Below are 21,089 nucleotides of genomic sequence, written 5' to 3'. Positions count from 1 at the left end.
GCAACGTCAGATCCTGTCCGGAACGGTCATGGCCGCGTGAGAAGCTTGTCTTCGGCGAAGCTCACAGGCCCCGAATAGGATGCGTGGATTGAATCTTCCACTTCCTGCCGATTTTGCTCGGTCGCCGGAGAAAGATGCGCCAACAAAACCGCCGAAACCTTGGCCTCCGCGGCGACGCGTCCTATGGCGCCGGGCGGCGAATGAAACGAATAAAGAATCGGCGGCGCTTTCGGCGGATCGAGCACCGCGCTGTTGAAGACGAGGAGCGAAGCGCCGCTGGCTAATTTGCGCAAATTGTCGAGCCCCTTCTCATCCATGTCGCCGCTGAACACGATCTGCTTCCCGCCATAGTCGATCCGGTAGGCCACGGCCGGCGCGTCGCCATGGTGTCCAGGGATCGCGCGGATCGTCAGTCCCTGTTCGTCAAAAATCACTTGCGGCTTATCCTGCGCGCCGGTCCGCGCCGGGAGATCGACGGTTTCGAACGTGATCCGCCCGGCAAAGTCCGGCAGATAGGCGAAAGCGCCTTCTCGGCCGAACATCAAATCCATGAAGCGGCGCGTCGATGGAAAATAGGTGATTTGGCCCTGTTTTCCCGAGCCCTCGGGGCCGAAAACTCTGAAGCGGATCGGCCTGTGCAAAGCAACGGCGCGCGCCTTGATCATGCCCGGCAGTTCGCTCACATGATCGGAGTGCAGATGGGTCAAAAGCACGATATCAATCTTGTCCAGCGACAATTTGCTTTCGCCCAGCCGGACAAAGGATCCCGGGCCGGCGTCGACGAGAATCCGCGGTTCGCCGTGGATCAGGATCAGATGGCTCGCCCCCGCGCGACCCAAGGCGCCGGGCCCTCCTGAGCCGAGCGTCACCAGTTCGAGGGAAGGCGCAGATGCATTGTGCTCGCTCTCCTGCGCGCGGGCCGCATTGGATGAGGCGAAGACCAGAAATGTTGCGACCACCACAAGCAACAAATGACACCACGAACGATCGCCCCGCGTAGCGCTTCCTTCAAACGCGGTCGGCGTTGGCGTCGAGTCCATCCGATTGAAGGCCAAAAACCGCGAACCAGCCGTTTGCGTCCTGCCAGACATGCGCGATGCGCGAGCCGCTTTCCATCGCCAGATCCTGAAAGCCGACATGATCGTATTTCCTTGAGCTTTCGGTGTGAATGGATGCGCCCGGTAGGAAGTCGAACGCGTGATCGTCGAGCAAGACGCTTTGTCGGCGCGAGCAACCGCACGACATGCATGCGCGTCGTGCAGCCATAAGCCGCCATCTCCTTGACTTGGGGCGTGTTTCGGACGTCCTCCGGCACCAGGACCGCCAAATCCCTGATGATATGCCGGAGCAGATGGATCTGTTTCTGGCGCAAGATCTGCGCGTCGGTGCGGCTGGCGTCTTGGACGTCCTTGTGCCGGCTCATCACGTCCCAAATCGAGCTGGGTTCGGGACCGCGCGGTTGCCACATCTGTACCGAAATCACCAGGGAGATGCGCCGCGGATTGTCGTCGAATACCGCCTCGATGGGCGTATTGGACAATATGCCGCCGTCCCAATAGAGGTCCTCGCCGACGCGCACAGCCGGAAAGGCGGGTGGAAGCGCGCCGGAAGCCATGACATGGCAAATTTCGATCCGATTGGACCGGCTGTCGAAATAATGCATTTTTCCGGTCTTCACATTCGCGGCCCCGACGGTAATTCTGGGCGCTCCGCTATTGAGCTGGGCGAGATCCACGAGTTCTCGCCCAAGGTGGATTTCAACGCGGACGTCGTATAATAACCTGCGTTCTCAGACCCGAGAGGAAACAGCGGATTGAGAAAGGCGCCTGGGCAGGGCGCGAAGAAGTTCGGCAATCCGCCGAAAACGGTCGATATATTGGCCAACCAATTGGCGGCAAAACCGGTGGCCGGCGCCACCGGCGCGAACTCGGCGCGCTGAACTCGCCGCCAGAATTCGTGCAATCTGCCGGGTCGGTCGTCGGGCTTGGCGCCCGCCAGCAAAGCCGCGCTGATGGCGCCGATCGATGTGCCGATGATCCAGTCCGGCTCGATCCCTGCCTCATGCAACGCCTGGTAGACGCCCGCCTGATAGGTGCCGAGTGCGCCGCCACCTTGAAACACAAGAACAATCTGACCGCATTGCGCCCTGACATTCCTCGGCTGGATTTCGTCGGAATTGAAATGACGCGTTTCCATCGCCTCGACCCTCCCTACGGGTCATTTCGCCTCAACAACCAGCCCTGTTACGTCATTCACGCGCAAAAAGATCGTCCTGCGGCGCACGTCCATTTGGCCCTGCGCCCTTCGGGGGCGCCAAAGAACGTGGATTCAGGCATCCTGATGCGCCTGCAGGCAGCCGCAACCTTTCCGGCGGGAAGCCCCAATTTCCAATCAAAATGTCAGTAACCGGTCATTTCCAAATAGCCTTTTCCCTCGTGCGAGCCACGAAAGCTGATGGGTCCTTCCCAGTACGAAAAACGTGTCGCCATCCAGCTATCGGCGTTCAAAGGCGTGGTCTCGACTTCGACGCCGCGACTTTTCACCGTGAGCTTCCATTGGCCTGGAAGCGTTCGGCCGTTGAGATGAATTCGCGAAAGCGGCGTGAGCGCAATGTCGTCGCGGTCGAGCGCTTCTGACGTTCCGTCAGCGTGAATCCACGTCCCGGCGCGAAAGGCGCGGGCCGTTTCGTCCCGAAGCTGGAAGACCATCACCTTCTCCCCATTCGTGAAATGCAGCGAAAACCAGTCCCACCCCTTCTGCGTCGCCGTCAGAGGTTGACTGCTCCATTCGCGGTCCATCCAGGCGAGACCGGATACCTTGATCTCCTGCCCGCGAATGACGAGGACGCCATCAATTTTGAAGAACGGCTGACTGAAATAATAAGAGGCGCGCCCATCGTCCGACTTGACGCTGAAGCCATTCTTGCCATGCAGGACGGGCGGCCTGTCGACGGCGAGATTGAGCTTGTAGCGGAAATCCGGGCCAGCGGCCTCGACCATCATTCGCGCAAGGCCCGCGCCGGGCGCGTCATCACGGCTCGAAAAACGCCAATTATCGATCCAGGCCCGGAAGGGCTCGGCGGTCACGCCGGCCAGCCCGACGCCGCCGCGAGCGAAGGTTTCGGCGAACAAATGCTCCTTCGCATTTGTGACGGCGGCATGCGCCATCCAGATGTTCTGGATCGCCCATCCCTGGCGCTCGTCTCCCGGCGCGCTGGCCTGACGAAAGAGCGTCCACTGCAGGCCATAAGAGGCGCCCGCGGCGTCTTCGAGATTGGCGGTCAGATACCACCATTCCGTGCGGAAGGCAGGGTGAGGGCCGAAATCGCGCGGGAAAACGATAGGCGTTCCTTCGACGACCTCGGCAAATCCCTTGGCTTCGCCTCCCAATCCCGCAAAGCCATCCGCGAACGCGCTTGTCTCAATGACGGGCGCGAGGAATGCGGCGAGAATGAACAGGGCGCGTCTAGCGCTCATTTGCGAAAACCTTGAGCAGGTCAGCAGGAGTGGTTCTGACCAGACGAATGACCGGCCAAATTACGGCCACGGCGGCCGTCAGCAAGGCCAGCGCGATGATTTGGGCGAGCTGTGCCGGAAAAAGGTGGAACGGCAGACGCCAGCCGAAAGCCTGCACGTTCACCACCGCGACGAGGCACCACGCCAAAGCGAGCCCAAGCGGCAATGCGAGAAGCGAGGTGGCGGCGGTGAGCAGAAGAACGCGCAGGAATTCCAATTGCGCGAGGCGCCCGCGCGCGACTCCGACAGCCCAGACAGGCGCAAGCTGCGCAAGACGAACGTTGCTGAGAGTCAGCAAATTGGCGAAGAGCGCGATGGCGGAGACGACGAGCATCAGGATATTCAGCGCCGCCGTCACCGCGAAGGTGCGCTCGAAAATAGTCATGGAAAGTCTTTTGAGCGCGGCCTGGTCGCTGATGCGGGCGATCTGCTGACCGAACTCCGTCTGCATGGCGTCGATCAAATTCGAGGCCGCTTTCGGCGCCACCCTGAGGCTATAGGCCCTGCGCGGCGTGTCGGGCCAATGTCGCATCAGCGAAGCGAGATCGACCCGCAGCTGTCCTTTTGGATTGCCATAGTCGGGAAAAACGCCAACGATCTTGGCGCGCCAACGATCACCGGCGGTAGGGATTTCGAGCATGGACCCGAGGGCGAGATCCAGTCGCCGCGCGAGTTGTTCGCTGACAAACACGCCATCGCCGCGCTCGAAGTCGTCCCACGCGTCCGCGACTTGGGAAAGCATCGGAAAATGCTGGCGATAGGTTTCGTGAGGCTTCATTCCGACAACATCCACCGGCCAATGCTCCAGTTGGATCGTCGCTCTTGAAACCGGCAAGATGGCGATGATTTCTGGCCGCTGATCGAGCCAGGATTCGATCTGTCGCGCCTCGGAATCGCCCGCCGCTTCGAAATAGACTTCCGCGATCAGACGTTCATCGAGCCATTGCGTGAACGTCTTGCGAAATCCCTCGACCATCGCGCCGACGCCGACATTGGTCGATAAAGCGAGCAGCAGCGCCATCAACGCCAGCGAAAGGCCAGGGAGTTGCTGCTGGCTGTCGGCCCAGAACCATTGCGCGAGCGGCGCGGACGACGTTTTCTCGCCGAGGCGCAAAGCGCCAGCGAGCAATAGCGGCAACAACAGCGCCGCGCCAAGGAGCAGGCCGGCGATCCCTCCGAAAGCCGCATAAAGCCCGTTGCCGTAGAGAAAAGCGATCAAAGCCGCGGCCAATCCGAAACAGCCGAGAATGGACCGGCGCCGCAAGAAGATTTGCTCGGCCCGACGCCAGGCGAAAGGCTGAGCCGCCTTCAGAACCGGCAAGTGAAAAGCCTTGAAAAGCTCCCCCGCCGCCGCAGCCAGCGCGCCGATCACAGCGATGCCAAGACCTGAAATCCACCAAGCCGGATCGAGCGTCAGCTGTCCCGCGACCCGCACCCCATAGAGCCCGTCCAGACTTGCCGCCATATCAGGCAAAAGCGCGGCGGCGAGCCCATAGCCCAGGCCCATGCCGGCGCCGCCGGCGATCAGCGCAAGCAGCGCCAGTTCGCCGAACATGGCGGCGACAAGAGCCCGTGCAGAAACGCCGACCGAGCGCAAAGTGCGCACCATCGCGAGGCGCTGTTCAAAAGCCAGGCCGAAAGCGGCGTGAACGATGAAAAGGCCGACGAGAAAAGCGAGCAAGCCGAAGGCTGTGAGGTTCAGATGGAAGCTGTCGGTGAGCCGTCGAATATCGCTGGCCTCCTCGCGCGGCGGGAGGACGCGGAGCACGTCGCCAGCGACCCCTGCGAGCGGCGGGACGCCATCGCCGGAGCTCTCCTTGACGATCAGTCGGGACACATGTCCGGTCCTGTCGAGCACTGCTTGAGCGACCCCGATATCGACCACCAGAATTCCCGGCGGCGCTCCGGAGAGCGCCTTGATCGGAGGCAGCGTCTTGCCGCCATCGATGACGATCGCGGCGCCTTCCGGCGCCGCCAATTCGCGCAATGTCTCGGGCGCGATGATCGTTCGCCCGGGCGGCTCGAGAAAGTCGCCGAGCGCGTTTTCGCCGGTCACGCCTGCGAACTCGGTTCCGCGCGGCAGCGACAAAGGCTCGATTCCGATCAGCTGGAATGGCGCGCCGCGAATCCGAATTGTTCCTTCGAGCGCGGGCGAGACCTTCCAGCCGGCCAGCCGCAGCTTGACGAACAGGTCTTGCGAAATCAGTCCGCCGCGCGCTGCGACGAGGCTTTGTACGCCAGCGGTTCCAAACAGGGAGGCGGCGCGGTCATAGCTCGCGCGCGCATGCTGGTTCAGAGCCTGGACGCCGCTCCAAAGCGCGGTCGCGACGGCCAAGCCGACGAGAAGCGCCCCAAAATTGGCCGGATGCCGGCGCCAGTGGCTCAGGAGCGCGACGAGCGTCCAAAAAAATGGTCTCACAGCTCTTTGATCACTCCCGAGCTGAGTTTTGCTTGCCGTTCAAGCCTGGCCGCCAGGCGTCTGCTATGCGTGACCATCAAGAAAGCGCAACCTGTCGCCGCGACGACTTCGATCGCCAGCTTGATGAAATCGTCGCCTGTGCCTTCGTCGAGGTTGCCAGTGGGCTCATCCGCCAGGAGCAGACGCGGACGCGCGGCAAGCGCTCTCGCAATGGCCGCGCGTTGCTGCTGCCCGCCGGATAGCTGTTCGGGATAGCGTTCCGTGAGACTTCCCAATCCGAGGCGGTCGATCAATTCCTCTTGCCATTTCGGATCGAGACGACGGGCCAGACGCGCCTGGAAGGCGATATTGGCGCGGATCGTCAGACTTGGAATCAGGTTGAACTGCTGAAACACGATGGCCAATGTTTCTCGCCGGAGCGCGGCGCGGCCGAAGTCCGAAAGCGCGGCTACAGCGACGCCGTTGACAAATATTTCGCCCGCGTCGGCTTCATCCAGCCCCGCAATGAGATGCACGAGCGTGCTCTTTCCGCAGCCGGATTCCCCCATTATGGCGATGCTCGAGCCCGCATCGAGCGAAAGATCGACGCCCTTCAGAATCGCGAGCGGCCCTTGAGGCGTCGCAAAACTCTTCTTCAACCCGATGACGCGCAGCAGCGACGTCGCCGCTGCGCTTTCCGTATAAAAGCTCGTCCCGGTCGGAGCAGTGCTGCTCAAGCTTTAGCGCCCTTGTTGCGCGCCAGTCTTAGCACTTCCGAACGGCTGGCCGATAACGAAATATCAGTCCCGCGCGCAATCCCGGGGCCGCAGCCAACATCTGCGCGACCTCGCAATGGAAACGCTGGCGAAGCAGCGGCCACGACCCCATCTAACTAGGAAGAATATATGGAGCGCGACAGTGACGCGTGCGAGTTTCATTGCGGCGCTTGTCGCCACCTTCTGGATAGCCGTTCTCGGGCCCGCGTCGGCCACCGATAATAGCGATGCAGGGCTCGCGGTGAGTGTGGCCATCGACGGACCGATCGGGCCGGCGACCGCCCGCTATGTGAGCGAGGCCCTGACGACAGCCCGAGAGAGGCACGCGACCGTAATCGTTCTGCGTTTGAACACGCCTGGCGGTCTGGTCGAAAGCATGCGCGATATCGTCGCGGACCTGCTCGCTTCCCCTATTCCCGTCGTCGGCTATGTCGCGCCCTCCGGCGGTCGCGCCGCAAGCGCCGGGACCTATATTCTCTACGCAACCCATGTGGCGGCGATGGCGCCGGGAACCAATCTCGGCGCCGCGACGCCGGTTCAGGTCGGTGGCCCTGTTCCGGGCCTTCCGGACGGCGACAAGAAGGATGATGACGTGATGGCCCACAAGATGGTCAACGACGCCGTCGCCTTCATCCGAAGTCTCGCGGAGTTGCGCGGACGCAACGCCGACTGGGCCGAAAAAGCCGTCCGCGACGGCGTCAGCCTGTCCGCGAGCGCCGCGCTGCAGGCCGGCGTCATCGAACTCATCGCCAGCGATCAGCGCGAGCTTCTTGAGAAGATCGACGGGCGGACCGTCAACATCGTCGGCGTCGGCCGCGTCGACATCCTCACCAGGAATTTGCCAGTCGAACCCATCGAGCCGGCGCCGCTCATCCGGTTTCTGTCGATCATCACCAACCCGAATGTCGCGATCATCCTGATGCTGATCGGCGTCTATGGCGTGATCTTCGAACTGTCAAACCCGGGCGCCGTCGCCCCGGGCGTCATCGGCGCGATCTGCCTGACGATCGGGTTCTACGCGCTAAACCTGCTGCCGATCAATTATTTCGGGCTCGCCCTTGTCCTGCTCGGCGTCGTCTTGCTGACGGTTGAAGCCTTTCATCCGACGATGGTCGTCGGCCTCGGCGGACTAGCGTCTTTCATTCTCGGCCTTGCTACGCTTTTCAGGGTCGAGCCACCCGGCTTCGAAGTATCGTGGATCTTCGTCGCGGCCATAGCGGCGATGATCTTCTCCCTGATCGCATTCGTCGGCCGTGGGCTCATCGCGGCGCGCCGCCTCCCGGCTCGGGTCGGCGGCCCGGCCATGCGCGGACTTTCCGCTGAAATCCTCGATTGGCGCGGCCGCGCCGGTCATGTCCTCGTCCGGGGCGAACGCTGGCGTGCGCAAGGCGAAGAGACCTTCGACAAGGGGCAGGCCGTCGAAGTGACGAATTGCCAAGGCTTAACCCTGCTGGTGCAGCGTCCGGCGAACCTCACAGCAAATATCGGAGAGTTCCGATGACATTCGATCTTCTGGCGTTTGTCGTCCTCGTCGCCATCGTCCTCTCGTTCCTGTTCGCGGCCATTCGCATCCTGCGGGAGTATGAACGCGGCGTCATCTTCACCCTGGGACGCTTCACGGGCGTCAAAGGCCCCGGCCTCATCCTGCTCGTGCCCTTCGTGCAGCAGTTGGTGAAGGTCGATTTGCGCGTCGTCGTCCACAACGTGCCGCCGCAGGACGTGATCTCGCGCGACAATGTTTCGGTCAAGGTGACCGCCGTCTTGTATTTCCGCGTCATCGACGCGGAGCGTTCGATCATCCAGGTCGAGAATTTTCTCGCGGCGACCAGCCAATTGGCCCAGACCACACTGCGATCGGTGTTGGGCAAGCACGAGCTCGACGAAATGCTCGCGGAACGCGACCGGCTCAACGCCGACATTCAGGAGGTGCTTGACCTGCAGACCGAGGCGTGGGGCATCAAGGTCACCAATGTCGAAATCAAGGACATTGATCTCAACGAAAATATGATTCGCGCCATCGCCAAACAGGCGGAGGCCGAAAGGTTGCGCCGCGCCAAGGTGATCAACGCCGAGGGCGAGCAGCAAGCGGCCGAAAAACTGGTCGAGGCCGGCAGGATTCTGGCGCGGGAGCCGCAGTCCATGCAACTTCGCTACTTCGCCGCATTGCACGATATCGCGGGCGATCGGACATCGACAGTGGTCTTCCCGCTGCCGGTGGACCTGATCGGCCATTTCGCCCCGCGGCATGATGCGGAGTAATCGGCGCCGCTGAATCGCCACGACGAGGGCGTGAACGCGATGAGTCGACCTCCGCCTGTCATCGGCCGCAGCGATGGTGACGCGAACCTCAACCGCCGATTTCGACGCAGCTCGGCCTTACAACATTTACGACACGGTCTGGCGCGTCAATTATAGCATTCTGTTTTAGAAGCTCTTTCCCGCCGTTTCGATCCCATCCATCATCGGCGCGATGGAAAACCGCCAAGGGCTCATGCCGCTGATAGTTTCGCCTAACTGGGCTTGTTCGGTCATTTTTCAGGTGCGTCCAGTCACGTCTTGTTCGCCGCGGTTTGCTTCTGTCAGGACAGATGGCGTGCGGCCTCATGGCCTATATGACGCAAAACGCGATCCTGCGCGATGGTCAAAGCGTTTCGTTTCGAGAGGGCTTCATTGCTTTGGACGACCCAATGGCGCGCGCCTTGAAGGCGGCGCCAAACCCGCCCATATGCTGTTGATGTTCGACCATTCCCTGAAATTCAGCCTCGACGAGGGCGATAGCCTCGGCGATGAGGCGGCGTCGCGCCCGGAGGGCATAATGTCGCCGCCGGACAACGCGGCCGCGCGAGAGCGCGTCATGCTCGACGCTTATTCCGACGCTGTGACCTCCATTGTCGATGCGGTCGGGCCGAGCGTCGTTCGGCTCGATACGCGTCGGGCGGACGGCCGGCGCATTGGCTCCGGTTCGGGTTTTCTGGTTTCGCCCGACGGCCTCGTGGTCACCAATGCGCATGTCGTCGACGCCGCCAGAACGGCGGAGGTTTCGACGCTCGACGGCGGCAAGTTTTCCGCTCGCATTCTCGGCCGCGATCTCGATACGGACCTGGAGCTCGCGCGCATCGAGGAAAACGCGATTTTTCCCGCAGCGCGCCTTGGCGATTCCAAGGCCTTGCGGCGCGGCCAGCTGGTCGTCGCCATCGGCAATCCACTGGGCTTTGACGCCAGCGTGACGGCGGGAATCGTTTCGGCGCTGGGCCGCTCGCTCGGCTCCAAAAATGGCCGCATGATCGAGGACGTCATCCAGACCGACGCGGCTCTGAACCCGGGCAATTCCGGCGGCTCGCTGGTCTCGTCGCTTGGCGAGGTGATTGGCGTCAATACGGCCGTCATCAGCGGCGCGCAAGGCATCTGCTTCGCCATCGCATCGAGCACTGCGGAATTCGTTCTCGGCGAAATCATCCGTCATGGACGGGTGCGGCGCGCCTATATCGGGGTGGGCGCGGCGACGCATATCCTGCCCAGACGCCTCGTCCTGCGACATGAGCTGACGCAGGACACGGGCGCCGTTCTGACCCGGGTTGAATCGCGGGGGCCGGCTGACCAATCGGGCCTGATGACCGGAGACGTGATCCTCGCCGTCGATGGCGCGGCAATTTTGGGCGCGAGCGATCTGGTGCGCCGCCTCGACGCGGAAAAGCTCCAGCGTGTCTGCTCGGTCGATTTTCTGCGTCGAAGCGAAAAGCGGCGGGTCTGGATCGCGCCCATCGAGCGGCGGGGCCTTTAACGCCGGACGATCACGACTTCGATCTTGCCACGCGGGCCAATGAACCAGGACACGAACCAGCTGGTCAGGCTGACGACGAGCGCGCAGAGGACCGCCGAGCCGAAGCCGTGGACCACGAAATCTGACAAGATCGCGGTGACCAGTTCGACCATCAGGCCATTCACGACCAGCAGGAACAATCCGAGCGTCAGAACGGTGATGGGCAATGTCAGGATGACGAGGATCGGCCTGATGACGGCGTTGACGAGGCCCAGAAGCAGCGCCGCCCAGATCAGGGCTTCATTCGAGCGGATTTCGACCCCCGGCACAATGCGCGATGCAAGCCAAAGGCCGAGGGCGACGATTGCCGCCCGCATGAGGAAACCGATCATTGGCGTGGTCCACAGTCTTGTTGGCCGAGGTCCTGTCTATCGCCCCCGGCTGCGATCAACAAGCGGCCCGCTTGCTTCCCGCGCAAATTCGGACGGCGGCCCAAAACGGGCGCGGCGCCGATATTGGCGAGCCAGCCATCGAGAAGCGCGGATGCTGGCTGGCCTTGTGTCCGATCCATCCCACGCAGCCAGGTCATAAGATAGCGCTATCGCGCCGTTCATCCATCCATTGCTGAATTTTGGCATATTCGACGGGCGTCTCGACCGCGATATCGCGGCGGCCGAGGGAAATTTCGCCCGAGGCGCCGTCGAGCGCGATCCAGTCGCCCTGGCGCAGCTCCTGGCCGCCAAGGCTGGCATGGCTTTGATCGGCGGAAATGACCAGAGCGCGGCAGCCGACAAGGCAGACTTTGCCCATTTGCCGCGCCACCACCGCCGCATGAGCGGTGCGCCCGCCAATCGCGGTCAGAATGCCGGCGGCCGCCGCAAAACCGGCGACGTCTTCGGTCGAGGTGTCGCGGCGGACGAGGATCGCCGGCTCGCTGCGCGCCGTCGCCTGGGCCTGTTCGCTGGTGAAACAGACCCGTCCGCAGGCGACGCCGGGCGAGGCCGGAACGGCTTTGGCCAGAGCTGGCGCAGATTGAACGAAGCGGCCCGCTCCGGCTTGGGCCGGATCGATTCCGGCGACCCGCTCCAGCGCAAGCTTGCAATCGATGAGGCCTTCCTCGACCAGATCGACGGCGATCTTCAGCGCGGCGCGCGGCGTGCGCTTGGCGGCGCGGGTCTGCAAGAAAAAGAGCCGCCCGCGCTCGACGGTAAATTCGATGTCCTGAACGTCGCGGCAGGCCTTCTCCAGCGTCTGAGCGCCTTGCTCCAGTTCCCGCGCAATTTTCGGCATGCGCGACGCGAGCAAGGCCGCGTCTGAGGGCGTGCGCCGACCCGAGACGACATCCTCGCCCTGCGCGTCGGCGAGGAAATCGACATAGAGCCCCTTCGCCCCGGTCGCGGGATCGCGGGAAAACGCCACGCCTGCGCCGGAATCGCCGCCGGCGTTGCCGAAGACCATCGCCTGAACGGTGACGGCCGTGCCTTGCAGGTCTTCGAGCGCGTTCAGACGGCGATATTCCTTCGCGCGCGGGCTTTCCCAGGATTGGTAGACAGCGCGCGCGGCGCGCATCAATTGCTCGGTGGGATCGTCCGGCGCCGCCGCCGAGAGCCCCTCGGCGATCTCCAGAAACTGAACGGTCAGCCGCTCCAGCGCTTCCGGATCGAGTTCGGACTCGTCGGCGACGCCTTCCGCCTGAACCATTTGCGCCAGGGCGGCCTCGAACGGACCCACCGCCGCGCCGCCGACAACTTCAGCGAAGGACTGAAGGAAGCGCCGATAGCTATCGAAGGCGAGGCGCGGATTGCCCGTCGTGCGGATCAGGCCGTGCAGGCTGGCGTTGTTCATTCCGACATCGAGGATCGTTTCCAGCATGCCGGGCATGGATTTCTCCGCGCCCGAACGCACGGAGACAAACAACGGCGAACGGCTATCGCCGAACCGCGCCCCGGTCGCCGCCTCCAATCCTTCGATTCCGGCGACGACGCCCTTGCGCAAGGCTCTCAAGGCCGCGTCGTCCTCCGCGACAATGCCCGCGCAAAGGCTGGTCGGCAGCACGAAAGCCGGAGGGACATTCAGGCCCAGCGCGCTCATGCGCGCCAGTTGCGCCGCTTTCGATCCGGCCTGCGCCGCGGAAAGCGGTTTTGGCGGCGCGCCGACGCCGATGAAAATGGGCTCGAAATGATGGTCGCTCATGCGGAAAGTTCCTGCAAAACCCGGTCGCGCAGGGACATGGCCGCATGCGCGAGCCGGTCGGTGGCTTCTTCCAGCGTGTGGGCGATTTCGAGGCCGAGCACGAGGCTGCGCGCATCGGCCTGTCGGGGCGGATTGGCCAAAGCGTCCAGCTCGCCGGCGCTCGGTCCGATCATGGCGCCGATGGCTGCGCGCTCGGCGATGTCGGCGCTGCGTTCGGCGGCGATGACGGCATCCACGCATTGCAGGGCGAAGGCGGCGTCGATCCGCTTGCCGTCGGGAATCTGCAAGGCGGCTTCGATCGCGCGCACGAGATGGCCAACGCATTCCCGGCCGGTGGCGGCAAGCGCGGCCAGCGGCGCGCTCATCGCGTCCCCGCCTTCGTTGTCGGGCGCAAGGCTGAGCAGAAAGGCCGCCTCGTCGAAGCAATCGGTGGCGTTCTCGACCTGATCGACCAGCAGCAGCAAATCATCGGCGTTTCGCACGCGGGCGAAGATTTCGCGCGCGGCGACCGTCAGCTGGTCGCCCTTTTTCTCGATCTGCCTGGCGCGTTCGCACAAGCCTCGGCGCTCGTCCAGGCTCGCCAGCCCATTGGGCAGAAACGCCGTCTCGATCATCCCTGCGAGCATCCGCGTCAGTCCGAGATGGCGCAGGACAACGGCGAGCAATTCGCTTTCCGCCGTATCGAGGCGCTCGGACAGATCGGCCTGCATCTCATCGCGGATGAGCCGAGCCGAACGCCCGTCCTTCAGCCCCTCGCAGGCGACATGAAGGACATTGCGCAGGAAGGCGAGGCATTCGCCCTCCCCCAGCGCCTGATCGAGCCGCACGCCGTAAGCGATGCGCCCGGCTGCGGCGCGGCGGATCACGTCAAAGACCAGATCGGCGCCGCCGAGCTCCAGAAAGGCGCGATGCCCCTCGTCGCCTTTCGCGGCGTCGGCGAGAAGTTCGATCGCCTTGCCCTTGCTGACGAATGTCTGCAGCGCCTTGCGCGCCTTGTTCCAATCAATCAGGAAAACGATGCGCGACCCGAAAAAGCTGAGGAAGCGGTCGAGATCGGCCTGGTCCCGCGCCGCATAGACGCCCGTCAGCAGATAGAAGATTTCGCCCTCGGCCAGGTTGCGCTTCTGATTCTCGGCCAGCGAGCTCCACGCGACCGCCTCATCGTCAAACAGCGAGATGAAGAATTTCGCACGCGCGCGATGGACGTCGGTATAGGTCGCCGTCGCCGTCAGGCCCTCGACGTGAACGACCAGCACATGCGCGTCGGTCGTGCCGATGTCGTTCTGGATGGTGAGCTTCCTGCCGATGCGTCCGGCCGTCGTCGCCAGCCCGGGATGGCCGAAGGCCAGCCCGGCCGTGCGGTTGAGGCCGCTCATGAAGGCCCTGACGCGCTGGCGCCCCGCATCATCGAGCCCGGCCGTATGCGCGCCATCCACAAGCTCCACCGCGGTGGCGGCGGCGAGGCGGTTGATCGCCTTGTGCAGATCCATCACCAGCAGATGCAGGCTGTCGGCGCCGCCGCGCCGGGCGGCGGCGATTCCCGCGACTTGCGCATGGCCGACGCGGTCGCCGCGAAAATCCGGCAATGTTTGCAGCGCCGAGTCGAGCCGGGCTTTCAGGGGCGCAGCGGCGGCGGGCTCCGCCACGTCGAGCGGCGCAAACATCGCCGCCAGATCGTCCGCCAGGCCGTTCGCGAGGCGCTCGGCGCCGGGGGCGACGAAAAAGCCGGCGTCGACGCTGCGCGCGCCTGAAATTGTCGTATCAAAGGCAGGGTCGGCCAGTCCGGCGGCGCGCCGTTCCTGTTGCAGCGAAAGACAGACCCGCCCTGGCTGCGCGGCTTGGGCGGAGGCCTCCTGCAATATCGTCAATCTGACTTTCAGGCGGTCATTGGCCGCCAGCGCCGCCTCGATCAACGAGGGCAGCAGAACGGCGCGCTCACCAAGCTCTTCGACAATGGCGACCTTGCTGACCATTTCGGCGTCCTCACGGCTTTCGTCCTGCGCGATTATGGCCGCGATCGACGCCCCGGAAAATGCGCCAAATCATTCATGAATCTGTCATAAACAGAACAGCCAGCTTGAGCTTCTTCGATCTTATCGCGATGAGCCGAGAGATTTGATCCGTGGGCTGTCCGCGTCCCGGAGGTTTCCCGAACTTACCAGGCCGACAAGCCGCTCCACGTCGTCGTCATGGCAGAACAATGCGTCGAAACTGCCGGCGTCGGCTATGTCTCTGATGGCTCCGGCCCAGACGACTTGACCGTCTTCGACGGCGACGGCCCTGCCCGGCATGCCGTAACTCGAGGAGTTGATCTCGATCTGTCGCACCCCGGCCTCCAATGGGTCGATCCAAATTGGCGGTGACGGCGAGACGGTATCATGGCGACATAACGAGTTTATGACAGATGTCCTGCGCCTGAGGCGGACTCGGCTAATCGTAGACTTCGGGCTCGCCCGTGACGACATAGACGACCGTCTCCGCGATATTCTTGGTGCGATCGCCAATTCGCTCCAGATTTTTTGCGCAGAACAGAAGCTCGACACAAAATGGAATATTCGCCGGATCTTCCATCATGAAAGTCAGCAGATTGCGATAGGCGAGATCTTCAAGCGCATCGAGCTTCTGGTCCCGCTCCCAGATCGTCCGGGCCAGCGCGACGTCCCTCCGGGCATAGGCCTCGAGCGCGTCCTTGAGCTGGTCGGCGGCGCGGTCATGCATGGCCTTGAGGCTGACGAGGCAGGACTGGATATTCTGCGTCAGCGCTATCTTCGTTGTGCGCTTGGCGATGTTTTTTGCAAGGTCGCCGATGCGCTCAAGATCGGTCGCGATGCGGACGACGCCCATGATTTCCCTGAGATCATCCGCCACCGGCTGCCTTTTTGCGATGGTGTGGATGGCCTTGTCCGCGACGCTGCGTTGCAGGGAATTGATATGCGCGTCGGCCGCGGCGACGCTCTTCGCCAGGCCGACATCGAGGTTCATGAGCGCAGACGCGGCGTCGGAGAGCATTTGCCGGGCCTTCTCGCCCATTTCGGCGATGACGGCGCGAATGGTCTCAAGCTCTGAATCAAAGGCTTTGACGGTGTGACTGGTCATGGTGAGCATCCGTCATCTGAAGGTCGGGCGCCGAAACTCGCTGAGCGTCGTTTTAGGCGCTCAAATCTCCAAGAGCAATCGCAACGGGCCGGCTTGTCGCTCGCCTGGCTGGACGTTGTGGCGAAACAGGGTTCGAGAATTTTCCGCCCCGTCGAAACTTTACCGAGACCCGCCCCGTATCTCCGCCATGGCGAATAGCTCGCCTGGAAAACATCGGAGGCGCCCATGTCCATTCGCCGCGCCATGATCGCCGCCGCCCTCGCCGCCTCACTCGCCACGCCAGCTTTCGCCGAGGGCGCCATGAGCGCGGAAAAGACTGTCACTGTCGGCGGCGCGCCAATGTATCCCTCCGCCAGCTTGATGCGGTTTTCAGCGGCGACCACGTCGTCCCAATGCGATGACCGGAACCGGCGCGCGCGTCGAGCGCATCGACTATCCGGGGATCGGCCATATCGGGCTCGTGACCGCCATCGGCCGCCCGCTGCGGTGACGCGCGCCATTCCTCGACGACATCGTCCGCTTCATCGGCGCTTTGTCCGCGCGGAACTCGAAAACCGCCTCACAGGCTTCCGAGACGGCGCGATGATCGCCACTGGGCAGATCGGGCTATAATGCCACGGGGCGCGCTTCTCGCCAGCCGCGACTGTTCTTCCTGACAATCCGCTGCGTCGTCGAAATCACGCCGAGCTGACAGGAGCGCCGAGGCCGCGCAGGAAAAACCGCACCGAGGCCGCTCGCCGCTCCTCCTGCCGCTCGGGATCGACCTCGACGCCATAAAGCGCGGCGCGGGACGTCGGCGCGATGATCAGGTTCAGGAAAATCTCCGCGGCGAGTTTTGTGTCGGGCACATGAACGCTTCCCTGCGCGGCAAAGGAACGCAGGATATCTGCGACGCTTTCAACCGCGCGCACCCATCCCTGCTCATAGGCGAAACGCGCCAGTTCCGGGAATTTCAATTTCTGGGCCGCGATGACCCGTTGCAGGGCCCCCGCGCCCGGCTTCAGCATGTGGCGCAGCATGGCGCGGCTGATTTCGTCCAGAACGGCTTCCAGATCGCCTGACGGCGCCTTGCCCCCCTCGCCCTCGGCGACCTGGGCGATCGGCAGCAGCCAGTCATTGATGCGCGCGGTGAGGACCGCTTCGAACAGGTCGCGCTTGTCCCGATAGCGGCTGTAGAGGGTCGGCTTGCCGACGCCGGCCGCCTCTGCCACCGCATCCATGCTCGTCCCCTCATAGCCATGCTCCATGAAGAGCCGTGTCGCGACCTCGAGCAGGCGGATGTCCCTGAGCGCCGCTTCTTCACGGGTGGGACGGCCGCCGCGCCGGACGGCGGTCACACCATCATTTTTCTCGCCTGCCACGCCATGACTCCTTGCGCAAACGCATTGCGCGATGTAATTTAACTTTACCGTTTCGTTTTATTCAAGGCCCAATAGATGGACGCTCGCCGCAAGGATGATTTCGAGGACGCCCCGTTGGGCTCATTTCCCGCCGCCGATGATATCGAGGCGCGGGAAACCGGCAAGGGGCCAGCGCAATCGCGGCCGCCGCGCAAGGCGAATATGAAGCGCATCGTCCTGGCGGCCTTGTTTGTTGCGGCTCTTGCGGCCGGAGGCGGCTTCGGCTGGCGCTGGTGGGCCATTGGCCGCTTTGAGATCACCACGGACAACGCTTTTCTGAATTCCGACAAGGTGACGATTGCGCCCCGCATCGCGGGCGCTCTTTCGCAGGTTTTCGTGGCCGACAACCAGCCGGTTCGCCGCGGCGACCTGCTCGCGCAGATCGACGATCGGGAACATCGAGTCCTGCTGGCCTCCGCGGAAGCCGAAGCGGAAAAGGCGAGCGCCGAACTCCTCAGCGTCGGGGCGAATCTGGCGCAACAGCGCGCTCAGGTCGAGTCCGCCCGCGCCGATCTCGCCAACGCCGACGCCGCCTTGACCTTCTCGCAGCAGGAATTCGGCCGCTACCAGAACCTGCGCCAGGCCGGCAGCGGATCGATCCAGCGCGAACAGCAGGCCGATTCCGATCTCCGCCAGCGCCGGGCCGCGCGCGACAAGACGCAGGCCGCACTGGAAGCCGCGCAGCAGCAGGTCGAAAATCTCAAGGCCCAGGAGGCCGGCGCCCGCGCCGCGATCGACGTCGCCCGCGCCCGGGTCGAGCAGGCGAAGCTGAACCTCGAATACACCAGGATCGTCGCGCCCGTCGACGGCGTCGTCGGCGACAGGTCTTTGCGTCCGGGCCAGTACCTCACCGCCGGAACGAATCTGCTCACAATCGTTCCGATGGGAAGCTCCATCTATCTCGTCGCCAATTTCAAGGAGACGCAGACCGGGGCGATCTCGGTCGGAAACAAGGTCAGCTTTACGCTCGACGCCTTTGGCGATCATGCGTTCTCGGGGCGCGTCGAAAGCTTCTCGCCCGGCACGGGCGCTCAATTCGCCTTGCTGCCCGCGGAGAACGCCACCGGCAATTTCACCAAGATCGTGCAGCGCGTTCCCGTGCGCATCGCGCTCGATCCGTCGGACCCGCTGATCGGCCAGTTGCGGCCGGGCCTGTCGGCCGAGGCGACGGTGCATACCAGGCCAGCCGGCGAGCCTTCGTTCAAGCAGGCCGAACTGCGGTGAGCGCCTCGACCGCGAGTTTCGCCGCCTCCCAAGCGCGGGCGACGGCGCGCGACTGGATCGCAGTGTACGGCGCCATTCTGGGCGCCTTCACGGCCATTCTCGACATCCAGATCACCAATTCCTCGCTCTCCAGCATTCAGGGCGCGCTCGGCGCCTCCACCGAAGAGGGCAGCTGGATCTCGACCGCCTATCTCATGGCGGAAATCATCGTGATTCCGATGACCGGCTGGCTGGGCTTCCTGATCGGCCTGCGGCGTTATCTGGTCGCCAACACGCTGCTGTTCATCGCCTTCTCGGTCGCCTGCGCGCTCTCCAGCACGCTGCATGAAATGATCCTTTTCCGCGCAGGGCAGGGTTTTACCGGCGGCGTGCTGATCCCGACGGCGATCACCATCGTGCGCTCGCGCCTGCCCAGGTCCCAGCAGCCGATCGGCATCGCGCTGTTCGGCTTTACGGCCACCTTCGCGCCCGCCATCGGCCCCACCATCGGCGGCTGGCTGACCGACAATTTCTCATGGCGCTACCTGTTCTACATCAATCTCCTCGTCGGCCCTGCCGCCGTGGCGATGCAGCTGATCGGCCTCGAAAAGGTCGCCTCGCGCTGGAGCGAGCTGAAAAACGGCGACTGGCCCGGCATCGCGCTGATGGCGCTCGGGCTGCCCGCGCTGACCTTCGTTCTGGAGGAAGGGCAGCGCAAGGAATGGTTCGATTCCGACGTCATCGTCTGGTCGTCGGTCCTCGCCTTCGCCGGCATTTCCGGCTTCATCGCGCGGCAGCTGGCGGCCTCGCAGCCGCTCATCAACCTGCGCGTCCTCAAGAACCCCACGGTCGGCGGCTCCTGCTTCCTGATGGCGGTGATGGGCGCCGTGTCTTTCGGCTCGATCTACATCATCCCGCTCTATTGCGCGCAAATCCTCGGCTATAACGCCCAGCAGATCGGCTATGTCGTGATGTGGAGCGGGCTGCCGCAGCTGCTGCTCTTCCCGGCCATGCCGTTCCTGCTCAAACGCTTCGACCCGCGCCTCCTGATCGTCGCAGGGACCGCGCTGTTCATCGCGAGCTGCTGGATCAATGTCGGGCTGACGCATGACGTCGGCGTCGACCAGCTCATCCTTCCGCAACTGCTGCGCGCGATCGGCCAGCCCCTGTTCACCATTCCGCTGTCGCAACTCTCCACGGCGGGGCTTGCGCCTCGCGACACCGCCGACGCTTCGGCGCTGACCAATATGATGCGCAATCTTGGCGGCTCCATCGGCATCGCGACGCTCGCGACCCTGATTTCCCGCCGGGAACACTTCCACTACGCCATGCTGTCCGAGGGGATCACGCAGAATGCGATCCATGTGCGGGAGCATGTCGCGGCCCTCGCCGCGGGGTACCAGGCCCATATCGCCGACGCGGGCGTCGCGAAGCTGCAAGCGATCGCCACGCTGGCGTCTCAGGTGCGGCGGGAGGCCACGGTGATGGCTTATTCCGACGGTTTCTGGATCGTCGCCGTCGGTCTTGTCATCAGCCTTGGAGCGGTCGCGCTCCTCAGACGGCCGCGCGGGTTGCCGGCGCCGGACGCGGCCCATTGATGAGCCGGCGCGGAAGCGCGCCCTGATCGCGCCCCTCCGCGCGTCGCGACAATCGCGCCGTTCCTTGCGCCTCGACAAGGTCTTTCTCCGCTCGACATCCCATTGCTGGCGTCTTGAAAGGGCGCCGTCAGATGAGCGATGTGGATGCAGGCCAGTTGGAAATTTCTGCTCAGGGGCATGATCTCGGCTGGGGACCGCTGTCCGCCCTGCCCGGGCATCCCCTGGTGTGGGTGCTGATCGCTTCCGAACTGGCCGTGTTCGGACTGGCGCTGCTCGGATATGCCGGCGCCCGGGCGCGCGACCCGCTTGGATTCGCCGCGGCACAGGACAGTCTCGACCGGCTGGCGGGCGCGATCAACACAGCCATTCTCCTGACCAGCGGATTATTCGCGGCCTTCGCCAATGCGGCGGCGCAGGAAGGGCGGCGCGGCCGCGCGCGCGCCTGTCTTGCCGCGGCTGGCGTGCTCGGCGTCGCTTTCCTCGCCATCAAGGGGATTGAATATTCGCGTGAATTCGCCGCCGGGGCCGACATCGACTCCAATGGTTTCTTCACCCTCTATTTCCTCATCACCGGCTTTCACGCCCTGCATGTCGTGCTGGGACTGATCGTTCTCGCGATTATCGCAGGAAGCGCCGCGCCCTCCGCCGTCGAATCCGGAACCGCCTTCTGGCACATGGTCGATCTGGTCTGGGTGCTGGTCTTCCCCTGCCTCTATCTGATGCGGTGAGCCATGAAAGCATCGACCCGTTCCCTGGTTTTCGCCTGGGGCCAATTGATGGCCCTGACCGCGAGCATGGCCTTCGCCGCGAACGCGCTGACGCAGTCGCGGCCCGGCGCCGTCTGGCTTGTGGTCATTGCGGGTGTGGCCGCCGCCAAGGCCCGCGTCGTCCTGGGCTTCTATCTCGGACTTTCTCGCGCTCCCGCCGCACTGGCGGGGTTTTTCGCCGCCGCCGTCGCCGTGCTGGCGCTGGTCGCCGCCTCTTTTCTGATTTTTCCAACGCCCGCCCATAGCGCCTGGCCGCAAGCCGTCGCGCAGACATTCGCCGGAGGAAACGAATGAGTGACGTTCTGACCAAATCCACTGCCCGCAACATCTTCTATGGCGGGTCTCTGTTTTTCTTCGTCATCTTTGTCGGGCTGACGGTCCAT

General features: G+C 63.7%; 17 protein-coding genes and 2 pseudogenes. 8 read left to right on the top strand and 11 right to left on the bottom strand.

All coding sequences use genetic code 11. From position 1 onward, the window contains the following. Positions 1-26 precede the first annotated feature (26 nt). The 6 genes and pseudogenes from QM467_RS16440 to QM467_RS16420 all read right to left on the bottom strand — a co-directional run bounded on the left by QM467_RS16440 (position 27) and on the right by QM467_RS16420 (position 6,650). Positions 27-1,091, bottom strand: a complete 1,065-nt coding sequence (locus QM467_RS16440; RefSeq protein ID WP_283367428.1) for an MBL fold metallo-hydrolase — start codon at positions 1,089-1,091, stop codon at positions 27-29. Between the two features lie 176 nt (positions 1,092-1,267). Further along, positions 1,268-1,663: pseudogene (locus tag QM467_RS19835) on the bottom strand (patatin-like phospholipase family protein); the annotation flags it as partial. Between the two features lie 11 nt (positions 1,664-1,674). Beyond that, positions 1,675-2,196, bottom strand: coding sequence for a patatin-like phospholipase family protein (locus QM467_RS19830; protein WP_342395134.1), 522 nt, complete (start codon positions 2,194-2,196; stop codon positions 1,675-1,677). A 203-nt stretch (positions 2,197-2,399) separates the two neighbouring features. After that, a complete protein-coding gene (locus QM467_RS16430; protein WP_283367427.1) occupies positions 2,400-3,476 on the bottom strand; it encodes a lipocalin-like domain-containing protein in 1,077 nt (358 codons plus the stop codon). After that, entirely contained in the window at positions 3,466-5,934 is a 2,469-nt protein-coding gene (locus QM467_RS16425; protein WP_283367426.1) for an ABC transporter permease, read from the bottom strand. The genes QM467_RS16430 and QM467_RS16425 overlap by 11 nt, the downstream gene beginning before the upstream one ends. Further along, the gene (locus tag QM467_RS16420; RefSeq protein ID WP_283367425.1) at positions 5,931-6,650 is read right to left on the bottom strand and encodes an ABC transporter ATP-binding protein; all 720 of its coding nucleotides are present in this window, start codon (positions 6,648-6,650) and stop codon (positions 5,931-5,933) included. Before QM467_RS16420 ends, QM467_RS16425 begins: the two co-directional genes overlap by 4 nt. Positions 6,651-6,831: 181 nt before the next feature. On the opposite strand from QM467_RS16420, the gene QM467_RS16415 reads away from it, so the two are divergent. From QM467_RS16415 to QM467_RS16405, 3 genes are all read left to right on the top strand, one after another. Beyond that, positions 6,832-8,190 (top strand): NfeD family protein, encoded by a 1,359-nt coding sequence (locus QM467_RS16415; protein WP_283367424.1) that lies wholly within the window; start codon positions 6,832-6,834, stop codon positions 8,188-8,190. Then, positions 8,187-8,948, top strand: coding sequence for a slipin family protein (locus QM467_RS16410; protein WP_283367423.1), 762 nt, complete (start codon positions 8,187-8,189; stop codon positions 8,946-8,948). Before QM467_RS16415 ends, QM467_RS16410 begins: the two co-directional genes overlap by 4 nt. A 475-nt stretch (positions 8,949-9,423) precedes the next feature. After that, the gene (locus QM467_RS16405) at positions 9,424-10,470 is read left to right on the top strand and encodes a S1C family serine protease (RefSeq protein WP_283367422.1); all 1,047 of its coding nucleotides are present in this window, start codon (positions 9,424-9,426) and stop codon (positions 10,468-10,470) included. Here QM467_RS16405 and QM467_RS16400 read toward each other — a convergent pair. The 5 genes from QM467_RS16400 to QM467_RS16380 form a co-directional block, all read right to left on the bottom strand. Further along, a complete protein-coding gene (locus QM467_RS16400; protein ID WP_283367421.1) occupies positions 10,467-10,841 on the bottom strand; it encodes a phage holin family protein in 375 nt (124 codons plus the stop codon). The genes QM467_RS16405 and QM467_RS16400 overlap by 4 nt on opposite strands. Before the next feature lie 193 nt (positions 10,842-11,034). Continuing rightward, positions 11,035-12,642 carry a PEP/pyruvate-binding domain-containing protein gene (locus tag QM467_RS16395; protein WP_283367420.1) on the bottom strand — a complete coding sequence of 536 codons (1,608 nt, stop codon included), beginning with the start codon at positions 12,640-12,642 and terminating at the stop codon, positions 11,035-11,037. Next, a complete protein-coding gene (locus tag QM467_RS16390; RefSeq protein WP_283367419.1) occupies positions 12,639-14,615 on the bottom strand; it encodes a hypothetical protein in 1,977 nt (658 codons plus the stop codon). The genes QM467_RS16395 and QM467_RS16390 overlap by 4 nt, the downstream gene beginning before the upstream one ends. A gap of 457 nt (positions 14,616-15,072) precedes the next feature. Then, positions 15,073-15,738: a phosphate signaling complex protein PhoU gene (gene phoU / locus QM467_RS16385; RefSeq protein WP_283367418.1), complete on the bottom strand. Its 666-nt coding sequence runs from the start codon at positions 15,736-15,738 to the stop codon at positions 15,073-15,075. A gap of 677 nt (positions 15,739-16,415) precedes the next feature. Next, positions 16,416-17,099, bottom strand: coding sequence for a TetR/AcrR family transcriptional regulator (locus QM467_RS16380; RefSeq protein WP_283367417.1), 684 nt, complete (start codon positions 17,097-17,099; stop codon positions 16,416-16,418). A gap of 75 nt (positions 17,100-17,174) precedes the next feature. On the opposite strand from QM467_RS16380, the gene QM467_RS16375 reads away from it, so the two are divergent. From QM467_RS16375 to QM467_RS16355, 5 genes and pseudogenes are all read left to right on the top strand, one after another. Then, positions 17,175-18,362 carry an HlyD family secretion protein gene (locus tag QM467_RS16375; protein WP_283367416.1) on the top strand — a complete coding sequence of 396 codons (1,188 nt, stop codon included), beginning with the start codon at positions 17,175-17,177 and terminating at the stop codon, positions 18,360-18,362. After that, complete coding sequence (locus QM467_RS16370) at positions 18,359-19,939, top strand: MDR family MFS transporter (RefSeq protein WP_283367415.1); 1,581 nt, start codon at positions 18,359-18,361, stop codon at positions 19,937-19,939. Before QM467_RS16375 ends, QM467_RS16370 begins: the two co-directional genes overlap by 4 nt. 131 nt (positions 19,940-20,070) lie before the next feature. Beyond that, positions 20,071-20,667 carry a cytochrome c oxidase subunit 3 gene (locus tag QM467_RS16365; protein WP_283367414.1) on the top strand — a complete coding sequence of 199 codons (597 nt, stop codon included), beginning with the start codon at positions 20,071-20,073 and terminating at the stop codon, positions 20,665-20,667. A gap of 3 nt (positions 20,668-20,670) precedes the next feature. Next, positions 20,671-21,000: a cytochrome C oxidase subunit IV family protein gene (locus QM467_RS16360; RefSeq protein WP_283367413.1), complete on the top strand. Its 330-nt coding sequence runs from the start codon at positions 20,671-20,673 to the stop codon at positions 20,998-21,000. Next, positions 20,997-21,089: pseudogene (locus QM467_RS16355) on the top strand (c-type cytochrome); the annotation flags it as partial. The gene QM467_RS16360 and the pseudogene QM467_RS16355, both read left to right, overlap by 4 nt.

Source organism: Rhodoblastus sp. 17X3 (assembly GCF_030056575.1).
In the GTDB taxonomy this organism is placed as follows: Bacteria; Pseudomonadota; Alphaproteobacteria; order Rhizobiales; family Beijerinckiaceae; genus Rhodoblastus.
The sequence above is the reverse complement of the archived record's forward strand: the minus strand, read 5'-3'. Positions and strand labels throughout refer to the sequence as shown.

Coding starts and splice junctions, on each gene's coding strand:
- QM467_RS16440 (WP_283367428.1), bottom strand. CDS start 1,091: ATGTCTGGCAGGACGCAAACGGCTGGTTCGCGGTTTTTGGCCTTCAAT.
- QM467_RS19830 (WP_342395134.1), bottom strand. CDS start 2,196: ATGGAAACGCGTCATTTCAATTCCGACGAAATCCAGCCGAGGAATGTC.
- QM467_RS16430 (WP_283367427.1), bottom strand. CDS start 3,476: ATGAGCGCTAGACGCGCCCTGTTCATTCTCGCCGCATTCCTCGCGCCC.
- QM467_RS16410 (WP_283367423.1), top strand. CDS start 8,187: ATGACATTCGATCTTCTGGCGTTTGTCGTCCTCGTCGCCATCGTCCTC.
- QM467_RS16405 (WP_283367422.1), top strand. CDS start 9,424: ATGTTCGACCATTCCCTGAAATTCAGCCTCGACGAGGGCGATAGCCTC.
- QM467_RS16400 (WP_283367421.1), bottom strand. CDS start 10,841: ATGATCGGTTTCCTCATGCGGGCGGCAATCGTCGCCCTCGGCCTTTGG.
- QM467_RS16395 (WP_283367420.1), bottom strand. CDS start 12,642: ATGAGCGACCATCATTTCGAGCCCATTTTCATCGGCGTCGGCGCGCCG.
- QM467_RS16390 (WP_283367419.1), bottom strand. CDS start 14,615: ATGGTCAGCAAGGTCGCCATTGTCGAAGAGCTTGGTGAGCGCGCCGTT.
- phoU (WP_283367418.1), bottom strand. CDS start 15,738: ATGACCAGTCACACCGTCAAAGCCTTTGATTCAGAGCTTGAGACCATT.
- QM467_RS16375 (WP_283367416.1), top strand. CDS start 17,175: ATGGACGCTCGCCGCAAGGATGATTTCGAGGACGCCCCGTTGGGCTCA.
- QM467_RS16365 (WP_283367414.1), top strand. CDS start 20,071: ATGAGCGATGTGGATGCAGGCCAGTTGGAAATTTCTGCTCAGGGGCAT.
- QM467_RS16360 (WP_283367413.1), top strand. CDS start 20,671: ATGAAAGCATCGACCCGTTCCCTGGTTTTCGCCTGGGGCCAATTGATG.